General features: G+C 69.7%; 21 protein-coding genes. 10 read left to right on the forward strand and 11 right to left on the reverse strand.

The features are described 5' to 3' along the window. Nucleotides 1-419: 419 nt before the first annotated feature. The gene (locus ABZ896_RS25675) at nucleotides 420-1,145 is read right to left on the reverse strand and encodes an SDR family NAD(P)-dependent oxidoreductase (RefSeq protein WP_360933538.1); all 726 of its coding nucleotides are present in this window, start codon (nucleotides 1,143-1,145) and stop codon (nucleotides 420-422) included. Between the two features lie 506 nt (nucleotides 1,146-1,651). Then, nucleotides 1,652-2,674 carry an LLM class flavin-dependent oxidoreductase gene (locus tag ABZ896_RS25680; RefSeq protein ID WP_360933541.1) on the reverse strand — a complete coding sequence of 341 codons (1,023 nt, stop codon included), beginning with the start codon at nucleotides 2,672-2,674 and terminating at the stop codon, nucleotides 1,652-1,654. 300 nt (nucleotides 2,675-2,974) lie between these two features. On the opposite strand from ABZ896_RS25680, the gene ABZ896_RS25685 reads away from it, so the two are divergent. After that, a complete protein-coding gene (locus ABZ896_RS25685) occupies nucleotides 2,975-3,550 on the forward strand; it encodes a snapalysin family zinc-dependent metalloprotease (RefSeq protein WP_360933544.1) in 576 nt (191 codons plus the stop codon). Between the two features lie 53 nt (nucleotides 3,551-3,603). Here the strand turns inward: ABZ896_RS25685 and ABZ896_RS25690 are convergent, their stop codons facing one another. Together ABZ896_RS25690 and ABZ896_RS25695 are read right to left on the reverse strand one after the other, a co-directional pair. After that, entirely contained in the window at nucleotides 3,604-4,722 is a 1,119-nt protein-coding gene (locus ABZ896_RS25690) for an acyl-CoA desaturase (protein WP_360933547.1), read from the reverse strand. A gap of 7 nt (nucleotides 4,723-4,729) precedes the next feature. After that, nucleotides 4,730-5,785, reverse strand: coding sequence for a ferredoxin reductase (locus tag ABZ896_RS25695; protein WP_360933550.1), 1,056 nt, complete (start codon nucleotides 5,783-5,785; stop codon nucleotides 4,730-4,732). An 87-nt stretch (nucleotides 5,786-5,872) separates the two neighbouring features. Between ABZ896_RS25695 and ABZ896_RS25700 the strand changes: the two genes are divergently transcribed. Continuing rightward, nucleotides 5,873-7,012, forward strand: coding sequence for a helix-turn-helix domain-containing protein (locus ABZ896_RS25700; protein ID WP_360933553.1), 1,140 nt, complete (start codon nucleotides 5,873-5,875; stop codon nucleotides 7,010-7,012). Nucleotides 7,013-7,071: 59 nt separating this feature from the next. On the opposite strand, the gene ABZ896_RS25705 is transcribed toward ABZ896_RS25700, so the two are convergent. Further along, the gene (locus ABZ896_RS25705) at nucleotides 7,072-8,766 is read right to left on the reverse strand and encodes a hypothetical protein (RefSeq protein WP_360933556.1); all 1,695 of its coding nucleotides are present in this window, start codon (nucleotides 8,764-8,766) and stop codon (nucleotides 7,072-7,074) included. Nucleotides 8,767-9,056: 290 nt separating this feature from the next. Between ABZ896_RS25705 and ABZ896_RS25710 the strand changes: the two genes are divergently transcribed. Then, on the forward strand, nucleotides 9,057-10,118 hold the full coding sequence (locus tag ABZ896_RS25710) for a dihydrolipoamide acetyltransferase family protein (protein ID WP_360933594.1): 1,062 nt from the start codon (nucleotides 9,057-9,059) through the stop codon (nucleotides 10,116-10,118). 49 nt (nucleotides 10,119-10,167) lie between these two features. On the opposite strand, the gene ABZ896_RS25715 is transcribed toward ABZ896_RS25710, so the two are convergent. From ABZ896_RS25715 to ABZ896_RS25725, 3 genes are all read right to left on the reverse strand, one after another. Continuing rightward, nucleotides 10,168-10,983: an oxidoreductase gene (locus ABZ896_RS25715; protein WP_360933559.1), complete on the reverse strand. Its 816-nt coding sequence runs from the start codon at nucleotides 10,981-10,983 to the stop codon at nucleotides 10,168-10,170. 90 nt (nucleotides 10,984-11,073) lie between these two features. Next, nucleotides 11,074-12,078, reverse strand: coding sequence for an NADP-dependent oxidoreductase (locus ABZ896_RS25720; protein ID WP_360933562.1), 1,005 nt, complete (start codon nucleotides 12,076-12,078; stop codon nucleotides 11,074-11,076). A 255-nt stretch (nucleotides 12,079-12,333) separates the two neighbouring features. Further along, entirely contained in the window at nucleotides 12,334-12,975 is a 642-nt protein-coding gene (locus tag ABZ896_RS25725; RefSeq protein ID WP_360933565.1) for a TetR/AcrR family transcriptional regulator, read from the reverse strand. Nucleotides 12,976-13,169: 194 nt separating this feature from the next. Here ABZ896_RS25725 and ABZ896_RS25730 point away from each other — a divergent pair, with 194 nt between their 5' ends. Then, on the forward strand, nucleotides 13,170-14,021 hold the full coding sequence (locus ABZ896_RS25730) for an alpha/beta hydrolase (RefSeq protein ID WP_360933568.1): 852 nt from the start codon (nucleotides 13,170-13,172) through the stop codon (nucleotides 14,019-14,021). Between the two features lie 202 nt (nucleotides 14,022-14,223). Further along, nucleotides 14,224-15,102 carry an alpha/beta hydrolase gene (locus tag ABZ896_RS25735; protein WP_360933571.1) on the forward strand — a complete coding sequence of 293 codons (879 nt, stop codon included), beginning with the start codon at nucleotides 14,224-14,226 and terminating at the stop codon, nucleotides 15,100-15,102. Nucleotides 15,103-15,226: 124 nt separating this feature from the next. Here ABZ896_RS25735 and ABZ896_RS25740 read toward each other — a convergent pair whose 3' ends face one another. After that, nucleotides 15,227-15,799, reverse strand: a complete 573-nt coding sequence (locus tag ABZ896_RS25740) for a TetR family transcriptional regulator (protein WP_360933574.1) — start codon at nucleotides 15,797-15,799, stop codon at nucleotides 15,227-15,229. Between the two features lie 301 nt (nucleotides 15,800-16,100). On the opposite strand from ABZ896_RS25740, the gene ABZ896_RS25745 reads away from it, so the two are divergent. From ABZ896_RS25745 to ABZ896_RS25760, 4 genes are all read left to right on the forward strand, one after another. Next, entirely contained in the window at nucleotides 16,101-16,697 is a 597-nt protein-coding gene (locus ABZ896_RS25745; RefSeq protein ID WP_360933577.1) for a TetR/AcrR family transcriptional regulator, read from the forward strand. A 108-nt stretch (nucleotides 16,698-16,805) separates the two neighbouring features. Further along, nucleotides 16,806-17,540 (forward strand): NAD(P)-binding domain-containing protein, encoded by a 735-nt coding sequence (locus ABZ896_RS25750; RefSeq protein ID WP_360933580.1) that lies wholly within the window; start codon nucleotides 16,806-16,808, stop codon nucleotides 17,538-17,540. 178 nt (nucleotides 17,541-17,718) lie between these two features. After that, complete coding sequence (locus ABZ896_RS25755; RefSeq protein WP_360933583.1) at nucleotides 17,719-18,417, forward strand: nitroreductase; 699 nt, start codon at nucleotides 17,719-17,721, stop codon at nucleotides 18,415-18,417. A 185-nt stretch (nucleotides 18,418-18,602) separates the two neighbouring features. Then, complete coding sequence (locus tag ABZ896_RS25760; protein ID WP_360933586.1) at nucleotides 18,603-19,208, forward strand: dihydrofolate reductase family protein; 606 nt, start codon at nucleotides 18,603-18,605, stop codon at nucleotides 19,206-19,208. 405 nt (nucleotides 19,209-19,613) lie between these two features. On the opposite strand, the gene ABZ896_RS25765 is transcribed toward ABZ896_RS25760, so the two are convergent. Together ABZ896_RS25765 and ABZ896_RS25770 are read right to left on the reverse strand one after the other, a co-directional pair. Continuing rightward, on the reverse strand, nucleotides 19,614-19,835 hold the full coding sequence (locus ABZ896_RS25765) for a hypothetical protein (protein ID WP_360933589.1): 222 nt from the start codon (nucleotides 19,833-19,835) through the stop codon (nucleotides 19,614-19,616). Between the two features lie 40 nt (nucleotides 19,836-19,875). Beyond that, nucleotides 19,876-20,445: a DUF4240 domain-containing protein gene (locus tag ABZ896_RS25770; protein WP_360933597.1), complete on the reverse strand. Its 570-nt coding sequence runs from the start codon at nucleotides 20,443-20,445 to the stop codon at nucleotides 19,876-19,878. A gap of 475 nt (nucleotides 20,446-20,920) precedes the next feature. On the opposite strand from ABZ896_RS25770, the gene ABZ896_RS25775 reads away from it, so the two are divergent. Then, a complete protein-coding gene (locus ABZ896_RS25775) occupies nucleotides 20,921-21,649 on the forward strand; it encodes a flavodoxin family protein (protein ID WP_360933591.1) in 729 nt (242 codons plus the stop codon). Nucleotides 21,650-21,662: the final 13 nt, after the last annotated feature.

A 21,662-nucleotide genomic window follows, 5' to 3' on the forward strand; every position in this document is an offset into this window, starting at 1 on the left:
AGGCGTTCCACCCGCACCCGGAGTTCGCCGGAGGCTCTTGGCGGGAGCATGGCCAGGGCGTCCTGCAGGTTGTCCCGGGCCCACCCCTCGCCGCAGCACGGGCAGGTGAACTCGACCTCCCACTGCCGCCACCGGCGCTTGGTGCCGTGGACGCGAACCCACCAGACACTCAGCGCAACTGCCACGATGCCCGGAGACAAGCGCTCCCGTTCCAGCACACGGATGGCGGTATTCGCCGCTCCCGACAGACCTGGGACATCGCGATACCGCACCCAAGGTGTTCCCCGGCCGCGTTCCCGCGACCGAAGTGCAGCTGGTGTTCTACGCGGCACGGCCCCTTCGAATGCACATCATGGAGGGCATCCTTCCACAGCCCAAGATCGGGCGGACGGAGCCTGGTTGGGCCAGGAAGCCCGCGTTCACAGCGCGACGCCCGTCTCCTTGGCCAGCGCCTCCAGGAGGCGGTCCTGGAACGCCTCGTCGTGGACCGCGTCGTGGGGCTGCAACCGCTCGCCGTGGTACCAGTACCCGCCGGTGGTCCGGGCCAGGGGTTCGTCGCTGGAGGCGAGCCACTCCTGGGTCCGATGGCCGAGTTCGAGATCGTCCGGTGCGCTGGGCCCGCCCATTCTGGTCGGGACCCATCCCGGATCGACGGCGTTGCTGAAAACATCCGGGCGCAGCCGAGTCACCGCTGCCATGAGCGTCGTGACGAACAGCTTGCTGTCGGCGTAAGAGCCCGCGCGCCTGCCCCGCCAGTCGACCCCGTCGAGCGAGGGCTGTCCGCCGAAATGCGAGCTGCTGCTCAGGTACACCAGCCGACGAGGGCCGCGGACCAGGGCCGTCAGCAGGTACGGCGCGATGATGTTGACCGGCATGACGGCGGGGCCGCTCCAGACGCCGGCGTTGTGGATGACCGAGTCGAGCGGCTCCGCGTCGTTCAGCTCGGCGGCGACGGACCGTACGGCGTCGGGTCGGGTGAAGTCACCCACGACTACATGGGCCCCACGGGCGATCAGCGGGGCGAGGCCCGCGACGCGCTGCTGACTTCGGGCGTGCACCACGACGTCGTGTCCTTCGGACAGCAGCGCATCCGCGGCGGCACGTCCCAGACCGTCGGCCGAGCCGGTCACCAGAATCCGGCTCACAGCCACCCCGTCCGTCCTTCTCGCCGACTGATGTGCACGGGAGTGTTTCCTTCCGCTCGTGTCGCAGAGCCTGGGCGGGTTCGCGCTCGGTGATCTTCAGCCCGGTGCTGAGGAAATTCTCCCTCAGCACCGGCAGAAACGGGCCGTCGCCGGTCAGGAGGTGCGCCAGACGCCACGGCGCGGCGCAAGGACCGGCGGTCGAACGCCCCTCGGCGGCAAGATCGTCTTGCCGCCTCTCGCCTAGGGGGTGCGGGCCGGTAACCAGGACCCACGCGCGGGGTCGCCAGCTGCGCGCGGGCATGACCGAGATCATCGGGCACAGCTCCATCGCAGATCAGCCCCCGGCGTCATCGCCTTCATGGCCGACCGCGCCGCCCACCCCCGGCCGGCTCGGACTGTCCCTCACCCGCCACGCCTGAACTACGCGTCCACGCCGGCGGCATCGAGGGATCGACAGTGTGGGCGTGCCGAGCTCACCTCATTCCGCGCCCGACTTTCCGGTGCGCTCAGCGCCAGCCCAGCTCCGGAGCGACGTGGGTCAGGATGCTCTCGATCACATGGGCGTTGTAGGCGACTCCGAGCTGGTTCGGCACGGTGAGGAGCAGCGTGTCGGCGGCGGCGACCGCTTCGTCGTCGGCGAGCTGCTTGACCAGCACGTCGGGTTCCGCGGCGTACGAGCGGCCGAAGATCGCGCGGGTGTTGGCGTCGATGTAGCCGATCTGGTCCTTGGAGTTACCCTCACGGCCGAAGTAGGCGCGGTCACGGTCGTCGACCAGTGCGAAGATGCTGCGGCTGACCGACACTCTCGGCTCGCGAGCGTGCCCGGCCTCCCGCCAGGCCTGACGGTAGGCCTCGATCTGCTTGCGCTGCTGGACGTGCAGCGGTTCGCCGCTCTCGTCGTCCTTGAGGGTCGAGCTCTGCAGGTTCATCCCGAGCGTGGCCGCCCACGCCGCGGTGGCGTTCGAGCTGGATCCCCACCAGATACGGTCCCTGAGGCCCTCGGAGTGCGGCTCGATGCGCAGCAGCCCCGGCGGGTTGGAGAACATCGGATTCGGGTTGGGCTGCGCGAATCCCTCGCCCGTCAGCACGTCGAGGAACCGCTCGGTGTGGGCGCGTGCCATGTCGGCGTCGGTGGCCCCGTCTGCGGGCAGGTGCCCGAAGTGGCGCCAGCCGTCGATGACCTGCTCCGGGGATCCCCGGCTGATGCCGAGCTGGAGTCGGCCCCCGGAGATCAGGTCCGCGGCGCCGGCGTCCTCGGCCATGTACAGCGGGTTCTCGTAGCGCATGTCGATCACGCCGGTGCCGATCTCGATCCGGCTGGTACGCGCGCCGATGGCTGCGAGCAGCGGGAACGGCGAGGCGTGCTGCCGCGCGAAGTGATGGACCCGGAAGTAGGCGCCGTCGGCGCCCAGCTCCTCCGCGGCGACCGCGAGGTCGATCGCCTGGAGAAGGGAATCCGCCGCGGAGCGCGTCTGCGAATGCGGCGACGGCGTCCAGTGTCCGAAAGACAGGAACCCGATCTTTTTCATACCGCATTCAACAATCAAGGTCGGTGTTCATTCCCCGCAGAACGCGTCATCTCGAAGACGCCGATCAAGAGGCGACTGGTTGTTCGATGACGGCCCGACGTGAGTCTCCTTCGCAGGATGGATTTCTGACGAAGCGTAGGCATGGCAGGTGCATGACGTACGGGGGTTCGGAGGCATACCATCGCAAGGCCCCGGAGGGGCGGTCGACGGTGCGTCCGGCCCCGCCGGACCATCAGTGCCGCTCCTTCGCGTACCCGGCCCCGCCGGGGCCGGAATCCCCCCACGGATGAAGGAGCAGCAATGCCCCTCGGCACATGGCTCAAGGCAGGCACCTCCGCCGCGGCGCTCGTTCTCGCCATGGCGACCGCCGCGACCGCCGCCCCTGCGAGTGAACCGACCACCGCCCTGGCGGCAGCGGTGACCCTTCGCTACGACGACACTCGCGCCGGAGGCTGGGAGACCGCGATCGCGGCCGGAGTCGCCTCGTGGAACGCGAACGTGAGCAACGTCAGACTGGTGGAAGCGGCACCCGGCACCGGTGCCGAAATCGTGATCGTCGCCACCACGGGCTGGCCGCAGGCCACCCTCGGCCCAGTTCGTCCGGGCCGGCAGGTCCGCGTCGAACTCGGCAGCCAGGCCGTGAGCCAGGGTTACGACAAGACCCGGATCGCCGCCCACGAACTGGGTCACAGCCTCGGTCTGCCGGACACCAAACCCGGCCCCTGCTCACAACTGATGTCGGGGTCCAGCGCCGGCACGGCCTGCACCAACGCCGTACCCGACGCGACTGAGCGGTCCCGTGTGCAGTCCGCCTACGCAAGCAGCGTCGCCGCGCTCATCCCCACGGACGGCCGTAACCTCATCGACGCACCCTGAGCGCAGGGCCCCACGGGCGTCCGCGACGCGGAGAAGCGACCCCATACCGCGCATCAGGCCGCGACGAGTTCCTGCTCCCGGTCCGGCGTCTTGACCTCGCGCTTCTTGTTCGGTAGCGACAGCCGGAAGACCTTGCGCCACGCGGAGAACACCTGCTTGGGCAGCGGCCCGGTGACGTACTCCAGCTCGTACTTCTCGAACAGCGCGCGCACCTTCACCGCGACCTCGGCGTACCGGTTGCTCGGCAGGTCCGGGAACAGGTGGTGCTCGATCTGGTGCGAGAGGTTGCCGGTCATGAAGTGCATGGCCTTGCTGCCGCTGATGTTCGCCGAGCCCATCATCTGGCGCAGGTACCACTGGCCGCGCGTCTCGCCCTTGATCGACCGGCGCTCGAAGACCTGTACGCCCTCGGGGAAGTGCCCGCACATGATCACCGAGTGGGACCAGATGTTGCGGACCAGGTTCGCGGTGAACGTGGCGGCGAGCGTGGGCAGGAACGACGGGCCCGACAGCAGCGGGTGGATCACGTAGTCCTTGAGTACCTGCTTGCGGATCTTGCGGCCGACAGCCCTGGCCCGCGCGCGGAACTCCGGGTTGTTGCGGCGGTGCTTGCGCAGGTTCTTGCCGAGTTCCAGGTCGTACGCCGCGATGCCGTACTCGAAGAAGCAGGCGTTGATGAAGTTCCACAGCGGCTGGCCGAGGTGGAACGGGTACCACCTCTGGTCCTCGTCGACGCGCATGATGCCGTAGCCGAGGTCGTTGTCCTTGCCGATCACGTTCGTGTAGGTGTGGTGCAGCTCGTTGTGCGAGTGCTTCCACTGGTCGGCCGGTGAGACGTGGTCCCACTCCCAGGTGGTGGAGTGGATCTTCGGGTCGCGCATCCAGTCCCACTGGCCGTGCAGGATGTTGTGGCCGATCTCCATGTTGTCCATGATCTTCGCCACGGACAGCCCGGCGGTACCGACCAGCCACGCGGGCGGGAAGAGCGAGAACAGCAGCACGGCCCTGCTGGCCAGCTCGAGCTTGCGCTGCGCGCCGATGACCTTGCGGATGTAGGCGGCGTCCTTCTCGCCGCGGTCGGCGATCACCTCGTCGCGGATCGCGTCCAGCTCGCGGCCCAGCTCCTCGATCTGCTCCGCGGTCAGGTGGGCGGTGGGGTCGATAGCGGTCAAGGGGTTCCTACCGTTCGATGTCGCAGGGGCCCGCCGCGGCGGACACGCAGGTCTGGATGAGGACGCCCGGCTCGGCCTCGGTGAGCTCGCCGGTGCGCAGGTCGCGGACGGCGCCCGCCTTGAGTGGAGTGGCACAGCCGAAGCAGATGCCCATACGGCAGCCGGAGGGCATGAGCACGCCGGCCTCCTCGCCGACGTCCAGCAACGGCGTGGCGCCGTCCGCGTCCACACTCTTGCCGGTGGTGCTGAACGTGACCTCGCCGCCGTCACCGGTGGCGACGACACTGGGGCGGAAGCGTTCGGTGTGCAGGCGCTCCGGGACGCCGTGCTCGCTCCAGTGCTTCTCGGCGGCGTCGAGCAGACCCGCGGGCCCGCAGGCCCAGGTCTCGCGCTCGGCCCAGTCGGGCACGAGCGCGTCGAGACGGGCGATGTCGAGCACGCCGTCCGTGTCGGTGTGCACCTCGGTGAGCCGCAGCTTCTTGGCCGCGACCAGGTCGTGCAGCTCGCTGCGGAAGATCACATCGCGCGGCTGGGGCGCGGAGTGGACCATGACGACGTCGTCGAACTCGGTGTCGCGCAGCATGCCCATCACGGGCGTGATGCCGCTTCCGGCCGTCAGGTAGAGCACCTTGGCGGGCTTGGCCCGCGGCAGCACGAAGTCACCGGTCGCCTGGTCGAGCTGGATCAGCGTGCCGGGTTTCGCCCTGCGGACCAGGTGGTTGCTGACCTTGCCGTCGGGGATCGCCTTCACGGTGATCGTGACGCGCCCGTCCCGGCGGTTCGTCGGCGAGGTGAGGGAGTAGGCACGCCACAGGCGCACCCCGTCGACGTCGACCCCGACCCGCACGTACTGACCGGCCGTGTGGCCGCGCCAGCCCCGCCCCGGTCTGATCACGAGGGTCGCGGCGTCATCCGTCTCGGGGCGCACGGCCTCGATGCGTCCCCGCAGGTCGGCGCCCGCGCGCAGCGGACTGACCAGGTCGAGGTAGTCCGACGGCAGCAGTGGCGTCGTGACCATCTCCAGCAGTTTCCACGCCCTGCTGCGCAGGGCTGTACTCGTCATGACTCCAGCTTGCTGCGCCGCAGGGCGTAAAGTCCTGACCGCAGGATGTGAATCTGGTCGGTCGAATTGTTCGCAGGGAACAGAGACGTGAGCCATGCAATCCGGAGGGCCAGCGAACTGGCCCTGGATGAGACGACGGTCACCGTGCTGAGGGCGGCGCTGACGACCACCGCCGATGAGGTCGTCCAGGCGATCATCGACGAGGTCCCTCCGTACACCAACGCCCTGTCGGGCCACATGGGCGCCACCATCCGCCGGGCCGTCCGCACCGCCCTGGGGCACTACCTGGACCTCGCGAGCGGGAACGCCGCAGGCGGCGACGCCGGTGACGCGGCCTACGAACTGGGCCGCGGCGAGGTACGCGACGGCCGTTCGATGGACGCCCTGCTCAGCGCCTACCGCGTCGGCGCCCGCGTGGCCTGGCGCTGCCTGGCGGCCGGCGCCGTACCCGCGGGCCTGCCCGCCTCCGAGGTCGCCAAGTTCGCCGAGCTGACCTTCGCCTACATCGACGAGCTCTCCGCCGCGAGCGCGGCGGGCCACGCCGACGAACTGGCCGCCCGGGGCCGGGCCCACGAGCGCCATCTGGAACAGCTGGCCCGCGACCTGCTCGCCGGCGCGAGCCCGGACGTGCTGCTGGTCTCCGCCCAACGGGCCGGGTGGCAGGCTCCGGTTTCACTGACCGCGGTCCTGCTGCCCGCCGGCCAGGCCCGGCCAGCCCACCGCACGCTCGACCCCAGCACCCTCGTCCTCGACGATCTGCCCGACGCCACCGGTGTGCTCCTCGTCCCGGACGCCGACCGGTCACACCTCCTGCGGCAGCTGACCGACCGGACCGCCGTGGTCGGCCCGGCCCGGCCGTGGACCCGTGCGTCCGCCTCGTACGCACGGGCCGCACGCGCGCGCTCCCTCTCCTCCGACATCCGCGACACCGAGGACCACCTGCCCGAGCTGGTGCTGAGCGCCGACGCCGACGCGTTCGCGGACCTTCGGGCCCGCGCCCTCGCACCGCTGCGGACCCTGCCCGCCGCGACCGCACGGCGGCTGGAGGAGACGCTCAGGGAGTGGCTGCTGCACCAGGGCAGGCGCGAGGAGGTGGCGGCGGCGCTGTTCGTCCATCCCCAGACCGTCCGGTACCGGATGGCGCAGCTGCGGGAGCTGTTCCCGGATCTCGCATCGCCGCACCGGGTCCTTGAACTGACGCTGGCGGTCGGTCTTCGGGCCGACTGACGCGTACGCCGATCGACCGCGACCGCGAGCCCCCTGCTGCGTCGATGACGGCGACCGGCTCACGACAAGGGCGGCAGTTCACCGCCGGAACTCCCGTCGCTCAGCGACTCCTTGACGGCGCGCAGGAAGGACCGCCGCTCCACCAGCTGCGCGCCCCGCGCCTCGGCCAAGGGCTCGGGCCGGTGCCCGAAGCCGGCGGGGAGGGCCGGCAGGCCCAGCGCGGTGAAGGCTTCGTCGAGGTGGTCGCGTGGATCTCCGGTGCCGCGCAACGCGGCTGCCAGGGGCCGGGGGTCCGGCTTCCCGTAGGCCGTCGTCAGCGCGGATGCGCGCTCCGCCGCCTCCTGCTGCGTCGGCATCTCGGCGGGGTCCTCCCACCACACGTGGGCAGTCACCTGCCGGCCGTCGCGGTAGAGCCGGAGTGTGTAGTCGGCTCCCTCCTTGGCCGCGACCAGGACCGGCCATTTCTCGCCCCGGCTGAACGTGGTCGCCAGGCGCGCCAGTCCGCCTTCCCCGAGCAGCGTGGTCCGCATGCCCTTGCGCCGCCCGGGCGGGTCGGCCGAGGGCGCCGTCTCGACGAACGTGCCGCCTCCGGCCGCGGGCGCGAGACGCAGGGTCGTGCCGGTGATCAGAACGGCCTCGCGGACTGCGCTCAGCGGCGCACCGGCGTGAGCGATGGCCGGGGCGGCGGCGGGAGTCGTGGTGCCGGTCGACGGGTCCACCGGCCCCGACGGGCCGACCGCAGCCGGCCCGGGCACGGAGCCGCCGAAGTACGGCGTCCGGCGGGCGACATGGGCGCGCACTCCCTGGCGTATCAGCAGGAACGTCTCCCGGGGATCGCCCAGGTAGGCCCACGGGAACGTGCGCGCGTCGGTACCGATGAGCCGGAACATCTCCAGTGCCTCGGGCTCACGGTCGGAGCGGATCAGCGCGAGCGCGAGGTGATTACGGAAGTCCGCCGCCCGCGGGTCACCCGGCTCGAACCGCGCCGACAGTTCCCGTCCCGCCTCGACGAGGCCCTCGATCCGGGACCAGGCCACCGGCCCCTTCCCGATCCCCGCCTCGTGCTCCAGCGCGTACTCGGTGACCGCGTGCAGGGGCAGACCGCGCAGCGGGGACCCCTCGGGGGCTGCGGCGGCGGCCGACTCGGCGAACGCGAACATCTCCTCGTGCGAGCCGTACCACTTCTGCGCCAGGTACTGCACCGCCCGGGCATGCAGTCCCAGGTGATGCGGATCCGCCGCGCGGCCCCGAGCCAGGTATTCCTCGAACACGTCGCGCGCGGCACCGACTCCCATGGCGTGCGCGATGAGCACCCGCCAGGGGACAGGGTCCCCGGGGTTGAGATCGGCGGCCGTACTCAGGACCGGTCTCGCGTCGTGCAGGACGGTGTGGAACGCCTGGAACTGCTCCCGCGACACATGCCGGGCACGCGCGGCGGTACGGATCTCCCAGGCGCGGTCGATCTCCAACTCGGCGGAGACCAGGGCGGCGTCGGGGTCGCCGGGGCGCATACGCCGCCACTCGTCGAACCATCCGGTGTGGTGCAGGGCGAGTTCGGCGAGTCCCGCGCTGCAGCGGCCCCTTCGCTCCCAGTCCGCCTCGGCGCGCGTCCGCGCCAGCAACTCCGCTGCCGGCTCCCAGTCTCCCGAGCGCGCCGCGGACAGCGCGGCCCGCAGACCGGCATCCGGCGCGTCCACCTCCACCGCCCCGTCCGGCGGCAGCCCGTCACCGGTCGCCGCGAAGTGCCGCAGCATTCTGGGCAGCGTGAAAACGCCGGGCATCCTGCCCACAACCAGCCCCTCCCCAACGGCTCCCCAGCCGCCCACAGTCGATCACCGACGAGCGCACACCCTATCGAGCCGGAGAGCGACCGCTTCCCGACACCTCCGGGGTCACTCGTCCGCGCCCCCGAGAACCGCCGCCGTCTCCCGCACGGTCGGGTGCCGGTACAGCTCCCGCAGCCGTAGGGACGGCAGACCGCGGGCGCGCAGGGCGGCGCCGATGACGGCGGCCGGGGACGGCCGCCTCCGTCGGAACCTTCCATCTGCCCGATCTGGGGGAGGGGTTGGCCGAGGCCGAACTGGTGGAGTGGCTGGTCGCCGTGGGCGATGAGATCGCGCACGACCAGAGCATCGCGGAAGTGGAGACCGCCAAGTCCCTCGTGAGCCTGCCGAGTCCCTACGCCGGGACCGTGACGGCCCTGCACTGCGCCTCCGGCGAGATCGTGAGGGTGGGCGCCCCACTGCTGTCGGTGTCCCGGGAAGCGCCGGAACCCGTGGGCGGCTCGGGCGCGGTCCTCACCGGATACGGGACAGGCGCGGGGCCCGGTCTCGGGAGGACCGCGACACCGGGTTCTCGCCGCAGTACGGCCGTGAACGGGAACCACCCGGCAGCGGAAGCGCCCCACCTGGACACCCGTACGCCTCTGGACGCCACCGCCGAGAAGTTCGTCCGCGCGCACCGCGACATACCCGCCGTCACCATTTGGGCCGACGCCGACGCCACCGGCCTGCTCGCCGCCCGCACGGCCCGGGACACGGGCGTACTGCCCCTGCTGGCCCGGGCCTGCCTCGGCGCCCTGGCCGCGTTCCCGGCATTGAACGCCAGGGTGGACGCCGCTCGCGGGGAGCTCGTCCGCATGCCGCGGGTCCACCTCGGCTTCGCCGCACAGACGGATCACGGCCTGGTCGTCCCCGTGCTACGGGACGCCGACCGGTTGCCGTTCGACGACCTCGTGGACGAATTGCGCCGACTGACCGACATCGCCCGGCGCGGCCCGCTCCCCGCCGAACACACCACCGGCGGCACCTTCACCCTCAACAACTACGGGGTCCTCGGCGTCGACGGCGCCACCCCGCTCCTCAACCACCCCCAGACGGCCATGCTCGGCGTCGGCCGGATCCTGGACCGCCCCTGGGCGGTGAACGGCCGCGTGGAGGTACGCAAGGTCATCCACCTGTCCCTGACCTTCGACCACCGCGTCTGCGACGGCGGCAGCGCGGCCGGATTCCTCCGCCATGTCATCGACGAGATCACCTCCGGCCGCCGCGGTGGTGAAGCCGAGGAGGGCTCGAGCGTGTCGTCAGCGTTGATCGGGGGTCCCTGACCTCTGACCGCTCTCAGACCATCAGCAGGAATCCGGCTTTACCGCCCTTTCAAGCCGCCAGCCTGTTGAACTTGCGGATCTGCTGGTCGAAGACCCGGGTGGGGGCGATGCGGCGCAGCAGGCTCAGGCGCCGGGCGAACGGGCCGGCGGTGGAGCGCAGCCGCGGCTTGTGTGCGGTGGCCGCCGTGACGATGGCCCGGGCCACGACAGCGGGGGCGTCGCCGCCGGTGACCGCCTGCGCAACCGCTTGGTCGACGACACGCCGCTGTCGCGCGTAGGCCGGCAGCGGCGTGTCGGGCTTTACGAGGTTGCCCTCGAACGCGGTGTTGGTCCCGCCCGGCTGGACGAGCAGGACCCGCACGCCGAACTCACGGACCTCGTGGTCCACGGACTCGGAATAGCCCTCGACCGCGTGCTTGGACGCGATGTACGCGGACATGTACGGCTGAGGGATGAAGCCGTAGATCGACGACAGGTTGATGATGCGACCACCGCCCTGCGCGCGCATGTGGGGCAGGACGGCCTTCGTCATGCGGACGACGCCGAAGACGTTGATGTCGAAGACGTGCTGGTGCTGCGCCAGGGAGCTTTCCTCGGTGGCGCCCGACGAACCGATCCCGGCGTTGTTGACCAGGACGTCGATCCGGCCGAACCGATCGACGACCTGCTGGACGAGCGTGGCGACCGAGGCGTCACTGCTCACGTCGAGGTCGAGGAAGGTCACGCCGTCGCGAGGGGCGACCTTCGAGGTGTTCCGGCTGGTTCCGATCACCTCGAAACCCGCTTCGACAAGGGCGAGGGCCGTGGCCTCTCCGATGCCGGAGGACGCGCCTGTCACGAGTGCTACAGGTCGTTTCGTGGCCATCATGAGCTCCTGGGGGTTTGATCAAGCGCACAACGACGTGCGGCTTTCGCTGAGTTCTGGTCGGCGGGGACCCGGAAGGAAGCCGGCGCCTCACCTCATCTGTACGACGACCTTTCCGGCCTTCGCACGTCCGGCCGCGACGTACTCCAGTGCTTCCGGAGTCGATTCGAAGGGGAAGACGGCGTCGATGACGGGCCGGATCTCCCCGGCGTCGATCAGCGCGGTGAACTCGCGCAGTTGGTCGCCGTCGGCCTTCATGAACAGAAACGAATACGTGACGCCGCGTCGCCGGGCGCGCCGTCGGATCGGGAAGCTCAGCGCCGACATCGCCAGCCGGATGAGCGGATTCGCACCCAGCTCCCTGCCGAAAGCGGCGTCGGGAGGGCCCGCGACGCTGATGACCTTTCCGCCTGGCCTGAGCACGTCGAGTGATTTCTTCAGGGTCTCGCCACCGAGCGCGTCGAGGACCACGTCGTAGTCGTGCAGGACCGTCTCGAACGCCTGCGTCTTGTAGTCGACGACGACGTCCGCGCCCAGACTCTTCACCACGTCGACGTTGCCCGTGCTCGTGGTGGTGGCCACCTGCGCACCCAGCTGTTTCGCCAGCTGGATGGCGATCGTGCCCAGGCCGCCCGAGCCGGCATGGATGAGGACCTTCTGGCCCGGCTGGACGCGGGCTCGCTCGACCAGCACCTGCCACGAGGTCAGGGCGACCAGAGGAAGGGACGCGGCCTCCTCCATGCTCAGCGTGGCCGGCTTGATCGCCAGGTCGTCCTGGTGCACCGCGATGAACTCGGCGAACGTGCCGATGCGGTCCTTGCCGGGCCGTGCGTAGACCTCGTCGCCCACGGCGAACCGCGTGACGGCCGCGCCCACCCTTACGACGGTCCCGGCCAGGTCGTTGCCCAGGATGAGCGGGAGGCGGTACGGCAGGACCGCCTTCATCTTCCCGGCCCGGATCATCAGGTCGAGCGGGTTGACGCTCGCGGCACGAACTCGGACCAGTACGTCGTTCGCGCCCACCTCCGGGTCCGGCACCTCACCGACACGCAGGCCGCCCCGGCTGCCGTAGCGGTCGACCAGGAAGGCCCTCATCGGCTTCTCCGTTTCTTTCCGCAGGCGGACCCAGGGGGCGTCGCCGAGCCATTGAATTACGACCGTAATGCTAAAGGGGTGGGCCGATGGATCGCAACTCGGTCCATTCCTCGGCAAGTGAGTGCGCCGGCGGTGGACGCGCGAGGGAACCTCGCGGCGCGGCCGCTTGTGGACGGTCGGCCCCCTGGGTTCCGTGGCGGTCCGTGGGCCGGTTCCACTTGGGAGGCGGGCGGCGTGGCCGTCCGGCGGTGTTCGTCAGCTCGCGGTTGCGGCGCACCCGGGCTCGGCGACGCCCAGCAGCGCGAGGGCGTTCTGGACACCCTGATCGAGGACTCTGTCGGCAAGTTGCCGGTCGGTGAGGGCTCGGGAGAGCTGTAGCGTCCCGGCCATCATGGCGTAGGCCGTGAGCGTCATCGTGCGCACCGACAGCGGGTCGTCGGGTGCGAGGCGGGCGGCGATGCCGTCGGCGACGGTCAGCACCCCCTCCGTGTAAGCCTGCCTGGTCGCGTCCGGGCAGCGCCCGATCTCGTCGAGCAGGGCGGCGGAGGGGCAGCCCTCGTCGCGAGTGTCCCGATGTGTGGGGGACAGGTACCACCGCACGATCTGTTCGATTCCGGCACGACCGGGAGCCACCTGGGTGGCGACGCTCGCATTCTGGGTCTGCAACTGGTCGGTGACGGCGGTGGCCACGAGCTCGTCCTTGGAAGCGAAGTGGGTGTAGAAGGCGCCGTTGGTCAGGCCTGCGTCCTTCATCAGCGTCGAGACGCCTGATCCGTCGATGCCGTCCCGCTTGAACCGGCGGCCGGCCGCCTCGATGATCCGCTGTCTCGTCGCCTGCTTGTGCTCGTTCCCGTATCGCACGAGATGTTTCCTCGCTCTCCGGACGGGCCTGTGCATGGTCGCCGCAGGGACTTGCCCGGCCCCTTGTGTCGATCCTATTGTCTTACGAACGTAATCTAATCGCTCGTGCGGTTGTCGCCTCCTTCACCAGGGCTCTCCTGCCGGCACTTCCGAACGCCTCGCGATCTTCGGGGTGTCGCTCGAGCAGGCATCCGCACTCTCACGCACCCGCCACCAAGAAGGGGAACAGCATGAGCACGTATCTGGCAGACAAGGCCGAGGACCTCACCGTCGAGGGCCCCTCCGCGCGCTTCACCTACCGGCGGACAGGTCCGCAGGGTGGTGTCCCGCTGGTCCTGCTGAACCGCTTCCGCGGCACCATCGACTGGTGGGACCCGGAGTTCCTGGACTACCTGGCCGCCGACCACGATGTGATCGTTTTCGACAACGTCGGGGTCGGTTACAGCAGCGGCGAACCGCACGACTCACTGGAGGGGTTCGCGCAGGGCGCCATCGAGTTCATCGACGCACTCGGCCTCTCGCAGGTCGACCTGCTGGGCTGGTCCCTGGGTGGCATCGTGGCCCAGCGCGTGGCCGTGCGCCGCCCCGAACTGGTCCGCAAGCTCGTCGTGGCAGGCAGTGGTCCGGCCGGCTGGGTGCCCGGGGCGCCGCCCTTCAGCGAGAGGGTCCTGGGCATCATGGCCAAGTCCGATCCGGACCTGGAGGACATGCTGTACCTCTTCTATCCCGAGACGGACGCGGCCCGTGCCGCCGGAAAGGAGCACTTCGAACACGTCGCGACCCGTCTCGCCGCCGGCGGTCCCGCGGTCTCCGAAGCGGCCGCACAGGGCATGCTCGCCGCGGCCGGCCAACTCCTGACGGCTCCCTTCGACGAGGTGCGGGCGGAACTCGAGGCCATCAAGCAGCCCGTCCTCTACGCCAACGGCCTGAACGACGTGATGATCCCCGCCCACAACTCCTACGTCGCGGCCCAGCACCTCGACCACGTCACCCTGGTCCTCTACAGCGGCGCCGGCCACGCGTTCCTCTTCCAGTACGCCAAGGCCTTCACCACCCAGGTGGCGGCCTTCCTCTCCGCCTGATCGCGGCAGCCCGGCCGCCGACCCCGAGGAGGGAGGTGGCGGGCCGGTGGGGCTTCGGGGGTGTCGCCGTCCCGATGCTCGGTCGTGGATTCCCTCCGCGTTCGCCCTGCCTGCTTGCGCTTGATGGAATTACGGTCATACTTTAATCGTCGATGTGACCCCCATGGAACTGCGGGCACCCCCCAACCCGAAGGACACGACCATGAACGACGCACAACATGTACGAGGCGGCGTGGTGACCTCGTACCAGAACGCGCCGACCCGCACCCTCACTGTCGGGGGAGTGACCTACGCCTACCGTGACCTCGGTCCCAGGACCGGCGTTCCGGTGGTCTTCATCACCCACCTCGCCGCGGTCCTGGACAACTGGGACCCCCGCGTCGTGGACGGCGTCGCCGCCGAGCACCGGGTCATCACCTTCGACAACAGGGGTGTCGGTGCCAGTACCGGATCGACGCCGAAGACCATCCAGGAAATGGCGAAGGACGCCGTCACCTTCATCCGGGCCCTCGGACTCGACCGCGTCGACATCCTCAGCTTCTCGATGGGCGGCATGATCGCCCAGGTGATCGTGCAGACCGATCCGGAACTCGTCCGCAAGCTCATCCTCACCGGCACCGGTCCGGCGGGCGGCGAGGACATCAAGAACGTGACGAGGGTGTCGCATCTCGACACCCTCCGGGCGTTGTTCACCCTTCAGGACCCGAAGCAGTTCCTGTTCTTCACGCGCACCGCCAACGGGCGGAGAGCCGGAAAGGAGTTCCTGGCCCGTCTGAAGGAGCGCACGGAAGGCCGGGACAAGGCGATCTCCCTCGCCGCGTACGGCGCGCAGCTCAAGGCCATTCACCGCTGGGGCCTGGAGCGGCCGCATGACCTGTCCGGCGTCCAGCAGCCCGTGCTCGTCGCCAACGGCGACAACGACAGGATGGTGCCGACGCCGAACTCGGTCGATCTGGCGCGGCGACTGCCGAACGCCGAGCTGGTGATCTACCCGGATGCCGGCCACGGCGGCATCTTCCAGTTCCACGGGCAGTTCGTGGCGAAAGCCCTCGAGTTCCTCGAGCGCTCGGACAGCGCCTGAGCGGACGCGCTCCCTGCTGGGCGGCGATGTCCTCCAGGGCCGTGCCGTGCGGTGCCGCTGCGGCCGTCCAGGGGGCGGAGCATCTACCGGGCGATCGTGACTCCGGCAGCCATTGACTGCCGTATCAGCGCATGAACGCGAGCGCGTTCTCGATTCCCCGTGCGAGGACCTCGTCGGCGGATCCCTGGTCGGAGAGCGCGCGGGACAGCTGCAACGTTCCCACCATCATGGCGAACAGCCCGATGGCCTTACCGCGAGCGGATTGCGGATCGTCGGGTGCCAGCCGGGCGGCGATCTCGTCCAGGATGGCCTGCGCGCCCTCGGTGTAAGCCTGCCTGGTCGTGCCTTCGCAGCGGCCGATCTCGTCGAGCAGGGCGGCGGAGGGGCATCCCATGCCTGGCTGGTCGCGGTGTGCGGGCGACAGGTACTCGTGTACGAGGTCCTCGAGCCCGAGGCGGCCTGGCCGCAGGGTGTCGTACTTCGCCACCTGCGTGCGCAGTTCCTCGGCGACGACGCTGGCGACCAGATCGTCCTTGGAGGCGAAGTGGGCGTAGAAGGCTCCGTTGGTGAGCCCTGCGTCCGACATCAGCGTGGAGATGCCTGACCCGTCGATCCCGTCCTGTTTGAAACGGCGGCCGGCCCGCTCGATGATCCGTTGCCGCGTGACCTGCTTGTGCTCCTTGGCGTAGCGCGCCACAAGCCTCTTCCCATCACTCCGTGTGCCCGTTGCCCGGCATCCCAGCCTAGTCTGTGATCTGACGGCCATAATATTACGATCGGCAGGGGTGGCCCGGTTCCGGTCTCGGTCCCGGGCGCGGCGCGACGACGGCCCGCGTGGCCCGGCGGGCGAGCCTTCCGCGACCCAGCCCAGTCATCCCGGACTCTCGAGCCGTGACGTCTCCAGCTTGACCGGATGCTGCCTCCGTTTTACTGTGGAAGCAGTACGGAGGTAGCCTCCGTTTTGTCGAAGTCGCGGGATCGCGTGACCAGGAGGGCCAATGAGCGCCAGTGGACAGCAGGAGCGCAAGCCCCGTGCGGACGTCCAGCGCAACCGTGTGGCCCTCCTGGAAGCGGCGCAGCGTCACTTCCTGAAGTACGGGGTCGGTACGTCCCTGGAGGCGGTGGCCAAGGAGGCGGGCGTCGGCCCCGGCACCTTGTACCGGCACTTCCCCACCCGGGAGACGCTGCTGGCGGCCGTACTGCAGACGCGCTCCGAAGAGCTGGTGGCGCGCCAGGGGGAGATCGCCCGCCTCGGCGACGCCGACAAGGCGCTGGAGCAGTGGCTGCGCGCGCTGGAGGAGTACTTCAGCGCGTTCAGCGGGCTGCCGGAGCCGCTCATGGCCGCGGCCAGGGCGCAGGATCCCGACAACCCGCTCACGCTCCCCTGTGACACCGTCATCTCCGCCACCGAGGAGTACGTGCGGGCCGCTCAGCGGACGGGGCACGTGCGCGCTTCGGTGAAGGGGTACGACCTGTTCCTCGCGGCCATCTCCGTCGCCTGGCTCAAGGGTGCCGGTGCCGCGGAGGAGGAGTCGCTGGACCGCGTCCGCGCGCTCATCGCCGACGGCTACCGCGAACGGAACGCCGAGGCGTAAGCCCCGGCCGGGGGATATCCCGGCCCCTTTCCCGCATGCCATTCCGCGGCCTCGCAGTGATCGCATCGCCCCGCCCTGGGAGCGGTGCGCCTATCGGAAGGACAAATCATGAAAATTTCTGTTATCGGTGCCGGAGCGATCGGCGGCAATCTCGCGCGCAAGCTCAGCGCAGCCGGTCACGACGTCCAGGTGGCCGACGCCCGCGGTCGTGAGGCCGTCGCGGCCGACGTGCTGGAGACCGGCGCCCGCGCCGTGGCTCTCGAGGACGCCGTCAAGGACAGGGAGGCCGTCATCCTGGCCATCCCCTTCGGGGTGTCGGGACAGCTGGCCGATCTGTTCGCCTCCGTTCCCGCCGGGACGGTGGTGATCGACACCTCCAACTACTACCCGCACCTGAGCGGCCGGATCGAGGCAGTGGAGGCCGGAGCCATAGAGAGCGTGTACACCTCCGAGCTCCTCGGCCGCCCCGTGGTCAAGGCTTGGAACGCCGCCCTGGCCGAGACCCAGCGGACGAAGGGCGTCCCGGCGGGCACCCCGGGCCGTATCGCCATCCCGGTCGCGGGCGATTCCGAGGAGGCGAAGCGCGTGGCCATGCGTCTGGTGGACGCCACCGGATTCGACCCCTACGACGCGGGAGCGCTGGCCGACTCCTGGCGCCAGCAGCCGATGGGCCCCGCGTACTGCACCGAACTGACCCTGGACGAGCTGCCGGCGGCCCTGGCCGCGGCCGATCGCGTCAAGGACACGGCGGTCAGGGAGACGATGGGGGAGCGCTTCGCCGCCCTCGGCGTCGCTCCCACGCTGGAGGACGTCGTCGAGATGAACCGCGCCGCGCACAGGTGACCAGGCTGCGCCGGCAGTCGGCCCGCTCCTTTTACATACGAGACCCCCGGCAGCTCCTTTCGTACGGAGCGCCGGGGCACGCGTCCTGCCGACCCGGGCGCTCGTGCCCCGTCTCATCGGCCAGGTCGTCCGGCTGACGCGGCCACAACCGGACCGAACACTTTCGAAGGACCTCGTTTTGCCCACCACCGCCTCTTTCTTCACCGACCTGGCGCGGATCCGGCACTCCCCCCGGCAGTTCCTGCCCACCCCACTGCCCGCCACCGACATCCGCGGTGTTCTGGAAGACGCGCAGACAGCCCCCTCGAACAGCAACACCCAACCGTGGAATGTCCACATCGTCTCCGGCGCGGCACGGAAGGCCCTGAGCCAGGAACTCCTCATGGCGTACGACGAGGACCGGCCCTCGCCCGACTTCACCTCCGGCTACGGCGAAGGCACCTACCGGGAGCGGTCGCACCAGCACGCGGCCATCGTCTACGGCGCCCGTGGCGTCGAACGCTCGGACCATGAGGGCAGGAAGGAGGTCATCCGCGAGAACCTGAGATTCTACGGAGCGCCGCACGTCGCCCTCCTCTTCATGCCGGTGCTCGGCGACGGGGTACGAACCGCCGGGGACATCGGCATGTACGCCCAGAACTTCCTGCTCTCATTGACCGCACGCGGATACCGCGGCATCCCGCAGGCCGTCCTCGGTGTCTACGCCGACACGGTGCGCAGGTCCCTCGGCGTCCCCCAGGAGCTCAAGCTGCTGTTCGGTATCGCCTTCGGCATGGGCGATCAGACATCACCGATGCATGACATCAACATGGGACGCGTTCCGATAGATCAGAGCGTGATCCTGCACGACACTCCCGGTGTCCTTGACGAGTGCTAGTGCCAGCTCGGTGCGCTATCGGCGCGCGATCCGTCGCCCAGCTGGTACAGGCCCTGCGGCAGTGCCGCTCCGCCGCCCCGATCGGCTGCAGCGTGATGGGTTTTCTCGCTTTTCCACAGCGCGGCCGATGAGTTCGTGGCTCCCGGGCGGTCCAAGCTCGTGACACCCGAAGAAAGGACGCCGCAATGTCGGAGCTTCTCGTCGACTTCATCACTTCCCTCGACGGCTACGCGTCAGGAGAGGGGTGGCCCGGGTTCTGGGGACTCGAGGGCCCGGAGTACCTCGCGTGGCTCGGCGAGCAGCCCGCGGCCACCTACCTGATGGGAGCGAACACCTACCGCCTGATGTCGGGCTTCGCCGCAGGCGAGGTTCCGAAGGGCCAGGACGAGTTCAGGCCCGAAGAAGAGGCGTCCGTCGACGAACTCACGCAAGCGTCCAAGGTGGTGTTCTCCTCCTCACTCGAGGATCCACTGACGTGGGCCAACTCAAGGCTCGTCCGCGACGACGCCGTCGAGGCGGTTCGCGCGATGAAGGCGAACGGCACGGGGCTCCTCAGCACGATCGGCAGCATCAGCCTGTGCCGGTCCCTGCTGCGAGCCGGACTCGTCGACCGCTTCCGGGTCGTGATGTTCCCGGTGATCACCGGGGCCACGGGCGAGGAACGCATCTACGACGGCTACCCGGACGTCGCCCTCGAGATGATTGAACACCGCACCTTCGACGGCCGCATCCAACTGGTCGAGTACAAGCCCCAGGTACTCGACCACCCACCGCTCGGCGCCCCTGCGTGACGTCGTCGCCCAGCGCGCCGGTGTGGACAGCCGCCAGACCGGCGCCGCCGGGCGCGGAGCAAGACCTCATGAGCGAACGGCCAACGCCGGGACGGCCGGTCGAACGACAGCGTGTGCGGTCGTCGAACGCCACCTGCCCATCCGTCTGCCGCCGCGAGGCGAGAACGGCTGGCGCCTATGTTCTGCGCGGTTTGCGTGGCCTGCCCCAGCTGCCGTGCGGCCGACTTCGGTCCTCGGCCGGCATCGCCGCGTCGAACTGGGTCTTGCTGGTCACCGCTCGTCGTTCAGGCGAGAGCGTGGCCGCAGCCGATCACCACGGGACGGCCGAGGACCAGCCGACCAGGGGCATCGTCGCATCGTAGTGCGGAGCGAACTGCGCGACGGCGATGGTGGGCATCTGATGGTTCAGGCTGCGGACGTGTTCGATGAACGCGGACGGCAACGCAACATGGTGCGTCTGTCGCGCCCGGCTTCCGTGACGTCGATGAGGACGTGGCCGGCGTCCAGGTACGCCACCAGGTCCTTCTCGTCCGGCTCGCCGACGGGCTGGACGGCATCGCGTATCGATCCGTTCGGCCCGCTGGAACGGTTGTCCAGTTCGTCGTAGAAGCCCAACAACCCCAGCACGGCGTCTCCTTCAGCGTGATCAGGTTCCACCGCCGGAGTATCAGTCCAGAAAGATTCCGGCGAGGCGTGGCAGGCGGCGGCGCATCTCAGCGTCATCGGCGACGTCCCACCGAGTTCCGGCCGGCTCGGTGAGAGCGCTGAGCGGGCCGGCTTCCGGGGAAGCCTCCAGCGCCTTGTCGAGCCCGTCCGCCTCACCGGTGAGACGTTGGTAGGCCCGGTGGGCCACCTGGTTGAAGTCCTCGTTCCCGATGAGCACGTCCCCGCCGTCCCGCACCGCCGGATGGTCGGCGAGAGAGTCCGGATCGTCGAGCGCGCGCTCGTACCAGTGCCGCCCGAGCGAGATGAGGCCCTCACGGAAGTCCATGAACCCGTCGTCGGACCACCAGCCTTCGATGAGGAAGGCCGCCGCCCACAGGTCGTACCGGTACGCGTGGTCGCGCAACGACCACTGGCGCAGGGAGAACTGGACGATCTCGGCAGGCGTGCGGCTCACAAGCCGCTCCTCGCACGCGCGCTCGATCGCTTCGGGCCGATCGTCGAAGTCCGGTTCCAGCGCGTCTACTTCGGCGCACGCCTCGTCTATCAGGGCCCAGAACTCCTCGACGTCCATCACGGCCTGAGTATGCCAGGCGCTTCGAAACCCGCCTGCGGCACAACCGACCCTGGGCCCTTTCGCCAGCAGAGGCGGGTCCGGGGAGGACGAGCCCTGTAGGACTCTCTACTGGTAACAGCCGCCCACACACAGCACGGTGACCGTACTGCTGCCGCCGGCCGCTGTGGAGGGGACGTGGTGGGCGGCGGTGGAGGAAAAGGTGATCGGCCGGCGTGGATCGACAGTCGGGCCGGAGAGGAGCTCTGTGGTGACGGACTGGAGCACCGGGCCTCTGTTGAGCGGTCGACGACATGGCCTGGTTGGCCCATACCGGACCGAGCTTCCCGGCACTTCGTGGCTGGTGATGCCGTATGGCTCGCGTCGAGGCGAGGCCAAGGGCGGGAGACGGCCGCGCCCTTACGTCACGACTCCGTAAGGCGGGAGAGCCGCGCCGGACCGGGACAAACCGTACGTCGTGCGGGACGCTGCCCCCATGACAGCAGACTCCGCCGGCGCCCCGCCCCGCTTCGACGACCTCACCGCCCTCTACATCAACTGCACCCTCAAGCCGTCCCCGCAGCTCAGCCACACCCAGGGCCTGATCGACAAGAGCGCGGAGATCATGATGTCGTGCGGTGTCACCACGTCAGAGATCCGCGCCGTCGACCACGACCTCGCTCCGGGCGTGTATCCGGACATGACGGAGCACGGCTTCGCCACCGACGAGTGGCCCGCCCTCTACGAGAAGGTGAGGGCCGCCGACATCCTGGTCCTGGCCGGCCCGATCTGGCTCGGCGACAACAGCTCGGTCACCAAGCGGGTGATCGAGCGCCTCTACGCCTGCTCCTCGCTGCTCAACTCCCAGGGGCAGTACGCCTATTACGGCCGTGTCGGCGGCTGTCTGATCACCGGCAACGAGGACGGCGTGAAGCACTGCGCGATGAACGTCCTCTACAGCCTCCAGCACCTCGGCTACACGATCCCGCCCCAGGCCGACGCCGGCTGGATCGGACCGGCCGGCCCCGGACCGTCGTACCTCGACCCGGGCTCGGGCGGCCCGGAGAACGACTTCACCAACCGCAACACCAGCTTCATGACCTGGAACCTGATGCACCTCGCCGCGCTCCTCAAACGGGCGGGCGGCGTCCCCGCGTACGGCAACCAGCGCTCGCAGTGGGACGCGGGCTGCCGCCCGGGAGCGGAGAACCCCGAACACCGGTGAACCGACGGCGCAG

Origin of the sequence: Streptomyces sp. NPDC047072 (assembly GCF_040643855.1) — a bacterium.
Classification (GTDB): domain Bacteria; phylum Actinomycetota; class Actinomycetes; order Streptomycetales; family Streptomycetaceae; genus Streptomyces.